This is a genomic window from Deltaproteobacteria bacterium, from assembly GCA_005879795.1.
Lineage (GTDB): Bacteria > Desulfobacterota > Binatia > DP-6 > DP-6 > DP-6.
In genome coordinates this window covers 1-7,539 of sequence record VBKJ01000095.1, presented here as the reverse complement: position 1 = coordinate 7,539, position 7,539 = coordinate 1, and the positions used below count along the sequence as shown (strand labels likewise).

Annotated in this window: 6 protein-coding genes and 1 pseudogene; all 7 read left to right on the top strand. The window is 69.8% G+C overall.

The window, feature by feature from the left end; all coding sequences use genetic code 11:
• The coding region (locus tag E6J59_04745; protein ID TMB21871.1) for an acyl-CoA dehydrogenase at positions 1 to 927 on the top strand (927 nt) is incomplete at its 5' end.
• Positions 928 to 937: 10 nt separating this feature from the next.
• On the top strand, positions 938 to 2,641 hold the full coding sequence (locus E6J59_04740) for an aminoacylase (protein ID TMB21870.1): 1,704 nt from the start codon (positions 938 to 940) through the stop codon (positions 2,639 to 2,641).
• Positions 2,389 to 3,108, top strand: coding sequence for a DUF2781 domain-containing protein (locus E6J59_04735; GenBank protein TMB21869.1), 720 nt, complete (start codon positions 2,389 to 2,391; stop codon positions 3,106 to 3,108). The genes E6J59_04740 and E6J59_04735 overlap by 253 nt, the downstream gene beginning before the upstream one ends.
• A gap of 63 nt (positions 3,109 to 3,171) precedes the next feature.
• The gene (locus tag E6J59_04730; GenBank protein ID TMB21868.1) at positions 3,172 to 4,323 is read left to right on the top strand and encodes a hypothetical protein; all 1,152 of its coding nucleotides are present in this window, start codon (positions 3,172 to 3,174) and stop codon (positions 4,321 to 4,323) included.
• On the top strand, positions 4,323 to 5,453 hold the full coding sequence (locus tag E6J59_04725; GenBank protein TMB21867.1) for a CoA transferase: 1,131 nt from the start codon (positions 4,323 to 4,325) through the stop codon (positions 5,451 to 5,453). Before E6J59_04730 ends, E6J59_04725 begins: the two co-directional genes overlap by 1 nt.
• A gap of 10 nt (positions 5,454 to 5,463) precedes the next feature.
• A pseudogene (locus E6J59_04720) lies at positions 5,464 to 6,485 on the top strand (integron integrase).
• Between the two features lie 91 nt (positions 6,486 to 6,576).
• On the top strand, positions 6,577 to 7,032 hold the full coding sequence (locus E6J59_04715; protein ID TMB21866.1) for a cupin domain-containing protein: 456 nt from the start codon (positions 6,577 to 6,579) through the stop codon (positions 7,030 to 7,032).
• Positions 7,033 to 7,539 lie beyond the last annotated feature (507 nt).

Here is a 7,539-nt window from a genome sequence, read left to right as displayed (position 1 = left end):
GTCGGCATCGAGATCGCGCGCGTGTGCGGCGGCGTGCTCGTGTCCTACGGCGTCAGCTACGGGCAGGTGGCGGGCACGATCCGCAAGCACGGCACGCCCGCGCAGGTCGAGCGCTGGGTGCCGGGGCTCATGAGCGGCGAGATCATCGGGGCCTGGGGGCTGACCGAGCCGGGCGCCGGCTCCGACGCCTTCGGCTCGATGATCACGACCGCGCGCCCCGACGGCGACGGCTTCGTGCTGAAGGGGCAGAAGACGTTCATCACCAACGCGCCCTACGCCGACGTCTTCGTCATCTACGCCAAGCTGGTCGAGAACGGTGCCCGGAACATCCAGCCCTTCCTCGTCGAGCGCGGCACCCCGGGGCTCGAGACCTCGAAGCCCTTCCGCAAGATGGGCACCCACTCCTCGCCGACCGGCGCCGTCTACCTGGACGACGTCCGCATCCCGCGCGCGAACCTCCTCGGCGGCGGGGTCAAGGAGCGCGACCACGTGAAGGGCCGCCTCTCCGACGAGCGCGCCGGCATCCCGACCCTCTCCCTCGGGCTCGCCGACCGCGCGTTCGAGCTGGCGCTCAAGTACTCGAAGGAGCGCGAGCAGTTCGGGCAGCCGATCTGCAACTTCCAGCTCGTGCAGCGCCGGCTGGCGCGCATGTACGGGCTCCTCTGCAACATGCGGAACTTCACCTTCGCCGACTTCCTCGCCGGGCGGAAGGTGCCGATGTCGGTCGCCGACATCTGTGCCGGCAAGCTCTACTGCGGCGAGGCGGCGACCGAGATCACCATGCAGGCGATCCACATCCTCGGCGGCAACGGCTACATGGAGGAGTACGAGGTGGAGCGGCTCGCGCGGGACGCGAAGCTCATGGAGCTGGGGGGCGGGACGACCGAGATCCAGGAGCTGACGATCGCGCGCAACCTGATCCAGTAGGAGGTAGGCCATGGCCGAGTACGATCTCGTGATCCGCGGCGGCACGGTCGTCGACGGCACGCGCCTGCCCGCCTTCAAGGCCGACGTGGCGGTCGCGCAGGGGCGGATCGCCCGCATCAGCGGCACGATCGCGGGGCGCGGCAAGCGCGAGCTCGACGCGAGCGGCTGCATCGTCGCGCCCGGCGCCGTCGATCTCCACACCCACTACGACGCCCAGCTCAACTGGGACCCGTACTGCACGCTCTCGGGCTGGCACGGCGTGACGACGCTCACCATCGGGCAGTGCGGCTTCGGCTTCGCGCCCTGCCGCCCCGAGGACCGCGACCTCAACATGCGGATGATGAACCGCATCGAGGCGATCCCATACGACTCGATGGTGAAGGGAATGCGCTGGGACTGGATCACCTTCCCCGAGTACCTGGACAGCCTCGAGCGGCAGGGGCTCGGGGTGAACGTCGCCTCGCTCTTCCCGTACTCGCCGCTGCGGGCGTGGGTGCTCGGGGCGCGCGCGGCGCGCGAGCGCACGTCGGTCACGGCCGCGGAGCTGGCGCAGCTCCGCGCGCTCTTCCGCGAGGGCATGGCCGCGGGCGCCTTCGGCTTCTCGGCCGACCGCAACCTGATCGACCGTCCCGAGGACGGAAGCTTCCTGCCCACGCAGGTCGCCTCGCGCGAGGAGTTCCTGGCGCTCGCCGAGGTGCTGCGCGAGTTCGGCGTCGGGCACATCGGCTGGACGATCCCGGCCGAGGGCCTCGACGGGGTGCGCGATCCGCTCGCCAACGAGCTCATGGCGGCGAGCGGGCGGCCGTTCCACTGGGGCGCGGTGGTGAACCTCGACAGCTACCCGGGCATCTGGCAGGCGCAGCTCGAGTGGCTCGAGGACATGCACCGCCAGGGCTACCCGATGTACGGCCAGGTGGTCTGCATGGGCATCGACACGCGCTTCACGCTCGCGGAGTACAACCTCTTCGACGACATGCCGGGCTGGGTGCAGCCGCTGGTCGGCACGGCGGCCGAGCGGGCGGCGAAGCTTCGCCGGCGCGAGGTGCGCGCCGCGATGAAGCACGACCTCGACGAGTGCATGACGACCGGCTTCCACAAGAACTGGGAGAAGGTGAAGGTGCTGGCGAGCGCCGAGCCGCGGAACGCGCGCTTCGACGGCTGGAGCGTGGCGCGGCTCGCCGCCGAGCAGCGGAAGCACCCTCTCGACGCCTTCCTCGACCTCGCCCTCGACGAGGAGCTCCGCACCGAGTTCGCGCTCACCGACTTCTTCAGCGGCGACGAGGAGGTGCTCGCGAAGCTCATCGCCCACCCCTATACCCATATCTCGGTCTCCGACGGCGGCGCGCACACCCGCTTCGCAGTGATCGCCACCTGGCCGACGCACTTCCTCGCCCACTGGGTGCGCGACAAGGGGCTCATGAGCCTCGAGGACGCGCACTACAAGATCAGCGCGCTGCCGGCGTGGATCGCCGGCTTCCGGGACCGCGGCCTCCTGCGCGAGGGCTTCGGCGCCGACGCGATCGTCTACGAGCCCGAGCGGCTCGGCTTCGTCTACGCCAAGCCCGTCTTCGCCGACGACTTTCCGGGCGGCGAGCGGCGCATCATCCAGAAGGCGCGCGGCTACCGCTATACCATCGTGAACGGCACGGTCACCTTCGAGGACGGGGGCTGCACGGGGGCGCTGCCGGGAAAGCTCCTGCGGAGCGGCGCGTGATCCCGCTCGGGGAGCGCCCGCGCGACTGGCTCTTCGTAATCGCCTTCAGCTTCTTCGCCTTCTCGTCCGCCTTCTCGGACGCAGTGGTCGCGCGCGGCGTCCCGCTCGCTCCTGACAGCCCGAGCTTCTGGGCGCGCGCGAACTGGTGGTACGCCAGCGGCACGGACCCGGTGCTGCTCCAGGCGCCGATCGGCCTGAAGGTGCAGGTCGCCATCTCCGCCTTCGTGTTCGGGCCCTTCTACCTGCTCCTGGTGTACGCGTTCGTCGCCGGCAGGGACTGGATCCGCATGCCGGCGATCGTCTACGTGTCGGCCATGACGTACGGCATGGTATTGCTGTTCGGCGCGGAGTTCCTCGGCGACCTGCCGCCGACCAACGTGCCCAAGTTCCTCGCCTTCAACCTGCCGTACCTCGTCGTGCCGCTCCTGCTCGGCTACCGCATGCGAAGCCCGCGTCCCTTCTCGTAGCGCCCACCTTGGGTCGCGCCGGGGCGCCATGATAGGCAGCGGGCGCCGAGGGAGACGCGCACCATGGCGAAGAAGCCCGAGAAACCGGAGAAGCCCGAGAAACCCGAGAAGACGGAGACGCCCGAGCGGCCCGAGAAGCCCGAGGCGGCGGACCTGCTGGCGCTGATGGCGGCGCTCCACCGACAGCATAGCCGCCTCCGCTGGACGGTCGTGGGCCTGACGCTGTTCACGCTCGCCGCTCTGGCCGGCGCGAGCGCCGCGCTGCTGGCGCCCTACAACGCCGAGCTGGGCCTCTACCTCCGGCGCTGGCTCGGCCGGCCGGAGACGATCGCGGTCGAGAAGACGATCCTCGAGGCGGAGAAGTTCGCGCTCCGCACGCCCGACGGGAAGGTCCGCGCAGCGCTCGCGGCGCGCGACGATGCCACCCCGGGCCTCGCCCTCTACGACGACGACGGCACGGCGCGCGCCGGCCTCGAGCTCGGCGCCGACGGCCAGGCGAACCTCTGGTTCGCGGGCCAGGACGGGCAGGTCACCGTGTCGCTCAACCCGCGGAGCCTCCGGCTGACGGACGCCGAGGGAGGCGTGTTCGTCACCCGCACCGCGCTGGTGCTCGCCGACCGGAAGCAGCGGAACCGCGTCACGCTCGGCGTGAAGCCGGACGGCTCGCCCAGCCTCACGCTGGCCGACAAGGAGGGCCGGACCGGCGCCCTCGTCGACGTGGTCGACGAGGGCTCGCGCCTCGGGCTCTTCTACGACGGCCTGGTGCGCGCCGGCATCGGCTTCGGCCCCGGCGGATCGCAGCTCAACCTCTACGGCGACGACGGCAAGGACCACGCGACGCTCAGCCTGGCGCCCGACGGCGCGACCGGTCTCATCTTCCACGACCAGGGCGGCAAGCAGCGCGCCGCGCTCGGCGTGCTGCCGAACAATGCCTCGGGCCTCTCGCTCTTCGACAAGGGCGGGAGCCACCGCGCCGCGCTGAGCGTCGTGCCGGACGGCTCACCGCGCCTCGAGCTCTTCGACGCCGGCGGCGGGCGCCGGGCCAACCTGGCGCTCTCCGCGGAGGGGCTGCCCGCCCTCCAGCTCGAGGAGAAGGGGCAGCCGCGCGCGGTGCTGGGTGCGGGGAGCGAGGGCAAGCGGAAGGCGTCCACCCCCTCGTCGCTCCTCCTCTTCGACAAGGACGGCGCGGTGATCTTCCAGGCACCGATCTACTGATGTCGCGCGCCGCGCTCGGACACCTCAGGCTGCTCGACCTCTCGCGCCAGCTGCCGGGGCCCTTCTGCTCGACGCTGCTCGCCGACCTCGGCATGGACGTGCTGGTCGTCGCCGCGCCGCAAGACCCGTTCGGCGTGGGCATCTCGTTCCTGGCGCGCAACAAGCGGAGCATGACGCTCAACCTGAAGCACGCCGCCGGGCGCGACGTCTTCCTCCGCCTGGCGGCCGAGGCGGACGTGGTGCTGGAGGGCTTCCGGCCCGGTGTGACCGCGCGCCTCGGCGTCGATTACCCGACGCTCGCGGCCGCGAATCCCCGCCTCGTCTACTGCGCGATCACGGGCTACGGGCAGGACGGCCCGTACCGCGACCGGGTGGGCCACGACGTCAACTACCTGGGCTACGCCGGCGTGCTCAACTACATGGGCGAGGCGGGCCGCGCGCCGGTCATCCCGGGCGTGCCGGTCGCGGACATCGGCGGCGGCGCGCTCATGGCCGCGGTCGGCATCCTGACGGCGCTCGTCGCGCGCGAGCGGACCGGGCGGGGACAATTCGTCGACGTCGCCATGCTGGACGGGACGGTCGCGTGGAACGTCTACCACATGCTCCTCTACGTGCTCGCCGGGCGCGCGCCCGAGCGCGGGAGGACGCAGCTCACCGGGCACTACCCCTGCTACGCCGTCTACGAGACGCGCGACGGCCGCCACGTCACCGTGGGCGCGTACGAGGCGCACTTCTGGACGACCCTCTGCCGCCACTTCGAGCGCGAGGACTTCATCGCCGCGCAGTGGGACGAGGGCGAGAAGCGCGAGGAGATGTTCCGCTTCTTCCGCGCCGCCTTCCGCGCGAAGACGCTCGCCGAGTGGAGGGCGGAGCTGGGCGAGAAGGAGATATGCTTCGGCCCGGTCAACACGCTCGAGGAGACCTTCGCCGACCCGCAGGTGCGCCATCGGGGCATGGTGGTGGGGGAGGGCGGGAGCGCGATGCCGGGGCCGCCGATCAAGCTGTCGGATACCCCCGCCTCGATCCGCACGCCGCCCGCCCGCTTCGGGGAGCACACGGAGGAGGTGCTGCGGGGGCTCGGGTTCGGGGCGGCGGAGATCGCGGGGCTGCGGCGTGAGGGGGTGGTGTAGTCGAGAGGCGATCCGCACCCGGCACCTGAGCCCCCGAACCGAGGAAGCGTACGTCTTCTGGATCCGTCGCTACGTTCTCTTCCACGGGAAGCGACACCCGGCCGAACTGGGGGGCGCCGAAGTGACGCGCTTCCTCTCGCATCTCGCGGGCGCCGCGCGGGTGAGCGCCTCCACACAGAATCAGGCGCTGTCCGCGCTCCTGTTCCTGTACCGTCGTGTCCTGCACATCGACCTCCCATGGCTCGAGGGCGCGAAGCGCCCGGCTCGCCTCCCCGTCGTGCTGAGCCGTGATGAAGTGGCCGCCGTGCTGGCGCATCTCGACGGCGTGCGGTGGCGCGTGGCGGCCCTGCTCTACGGGGCTGGCCTGCGGCTCCTCGAGTGCTTGCAGCTACGCGTGAAGGATGTGGACCTGGTGCGGAGCGAGATCGTCGTGCGCGCCGGGAAGGGCGACCGCGACCGCCGCACGATGCGGCCGGTGGCGCTCAGGATCCCGCTCACGGCACAGCTCGCCCGCGTCCGCCGCTTGCACGAGGCCGATCTGGCGGGTGGCGGGGCTGATGGCCCTCCCGCACGCGCTCGCGCGGAAATACCCCAGTGCCCGTCGCGAGCTGGCCTGGCAATGGGCCTTTCCCGCCATGCGCCTTCATCGCCACCCCGACACGGGGGAACTGCGGCGGCATCATTATCACGAGTCAGCGATCCAGCGCGCGGTCAAACACGCCGTCGCGCGGGCCGGACTTGCCAAGCCCGCGCGCTGCCACACCTTCCGCACTCCTTCGCGACTCATCTGCTCGCCTCGGTCACCGCGACGTCCGGACGACGATGGTCTACACGCACGTCCTCAATCGCGGCGGCCGCGGCGTCGTGAGCCCCGTCGACCGCTTAGTGGGCGCCGGTTCGTTCTTTGCGGGATTAGGTCGCGATTCGCTGCAGCCTATCTCCGCGAAACGGGCTGTGACGGATTCCCCGAAACGGGTGTCTTCTCGGCCACTTCCAGTATCGAGTCGATCCGCCGGCCTCCGTAGCGGATAGATTGCTTCCCCAGCGCTGTGAAAGGAGTTAGGCTGGCGGCCGACTTGTCGTTGGGCCGCAAAGGAACCCGACAAAGGGGAAGGTTGAACGTATGATGCAGGCCCAGAACATCCGCACCGCGCTGCGCGGCAAGCCGAAGATCACCGCGAGTACGACATACGAAACGTTCAGGGCCGCTTGCCCGGAGCTCGCGGCTTTCGACAAAGGCGCTGTCACCGTCGGGCGATTCGCAACGCAAGGGCCGTGGGAGTTCCATCCGGACGGCGACGAGCTTCTCCACGTTCTCGACGGCCAGATCGAGGTGATCCTCCTGACCGACGATGAACCCGTTCACGTCTTCGTGCGCGCTGGCTCGATCTTCATCGTTCCTGCGCGCGTGTGGCACCGTCAGGTCCCCCGTCCGCTCGCGACGCTTCTCTCCGCCCTTCCTACTCAACATGGGCCGACCTCGTGGGCAGAAGATCCTCGGGGAAAGACAAGCAAGACGCCAGCGTCGCCTCGTTCCAAGTTGTTGCGGCCCAAGGCGCTGGAGCGGACCCGCGCATGAACGCCGAGTTCTTCATGCAGCCGCTGGTGGGCGCGGGCCGCTCAGCGCCGGGTCGTTAGACGGATCCCCGCAATGACCAGCAATTCGAGTCTCTGGTATGCTCGAGTCTCGGTTGTCCTGCCGTTGCTGCTGGGAGGCATCGCGTACGTCCTGAATGACGTTCAACGTGGTAGGCCCAGGCTGGCTGGTGGGCATCCTTTTCAGTTCTATGGTCATCGCGGGTGTTCCCTACGCACTCTTTGCCGTGGTCGGTCTCGGGGTTCTCTGGAAACGCCCCCTGTCCGATTACGTGTGGTGTGCGGTACGGGCGCCCCTGGTGTTTGCTCCTTTCTTCATCCTGTGGCTGCGTGAGCCGCGCGCTCGGTGTCGTCCGTGGTCCGTGGGACGTCGTGGCGGCTATGGTGTGCAGCTTTTGTCTGATCGTGCCGATCGGTTACGTATACGTGGGTATATTCCTCGTCGGATTACGATTTGTGTTTGGTCTGAATCGGTGAAACGGCTCCGTCT

Bases quoted from the DNA above. Each gene is read 5' to 3' on its own strand.
- E6J59_04740 (TMB21870.1), top strand. From the start codon at position 938: ATGGCCGAGTACGATCTCGTGATCCGCGGCGGCACGGTCGTCGACGGC.
- E6J59_04730 (TMB21868.1), top strand. From the start codon at position 3,172: ATGGCGAAGAAGCCCGAGAAACCGGAGAAGCCCGAGAAACCCGAGAAG.
- E6J59_04715 (TMB21866.1), top strand. From the start codon at position 6,577: ATGATGCAGGCCCAGAACATCCGCACCGCGCTGCGCGGCAAGCCGAAG.
- E6J59_04725 (TMB21867.1), top strand. From the start codon at position 4,323: ATGTCGCGCGCCGCGCTCGGACACCTCAGGCTGCTCGACCTCTCGCGC.